Annotated in this window: 1 protein-coding gene; it reads left to right on the top strand. The window is 70.9% G+C overall.

What is annotated here, in order from left to right; all coding sequences use genetic code 11:
- On the top strand, positions 1-364 hold a 364-nt coding region (locus DEF28_RS26920; RefSeq protein ID WP_114400955.1), incomplete at both ends, for an aldehyde dehydrogenase family protein.

The following is a 364-nucleotide window of genomic DNA, read 5'->3' as shown; positions in this document are numbered from 1 at the left end:
GGCGTTCGATGATCGGGCGGCGGTCTTCCTGCGGGCGGCGGAGTTGCTGGCGGGTCCGTGGCGGCAGACGCTGAACGCGGCGACCATGCTCGGCCAGTCCAAGTCGGTCCAGCAGGCGGAGATCGACGCGGCGTGCGAGTTGGTCGACTTCTGGCGGTTCAACGTGCACTACGCCCGCCGGCTGCACGCCGAGCAGCCCCGCTCCTCGCGCGGGGTGTGGAACCGGCAGGAGTTCCGGCCCCTGGAGGGGTTCGTGCTGGCCGTGACGCCGTTCAACTTCACGGCGATCGCCGGGAACCTGCCCACCGCGCCCGCCCTCATGGGCAACGTCGTGGTCTGGAAGCCCTCGCCGACCCAGCAGTTC

Origin of the sequence: Marinitenerispora sediminis, from assembly GCF_003336425.1 — a bacterium.
GTDB lineage: Bacteria > Actinomycetota > Actinomycetes > Streptosporangiales > Streptosporangiaceae > Marinitenerispora > Marinitenerispora sediminis.
Note: the sequence above shows the minus strand (reverse complement) of the source record. Positions and strands in the feature narration are given on the sequence as shown.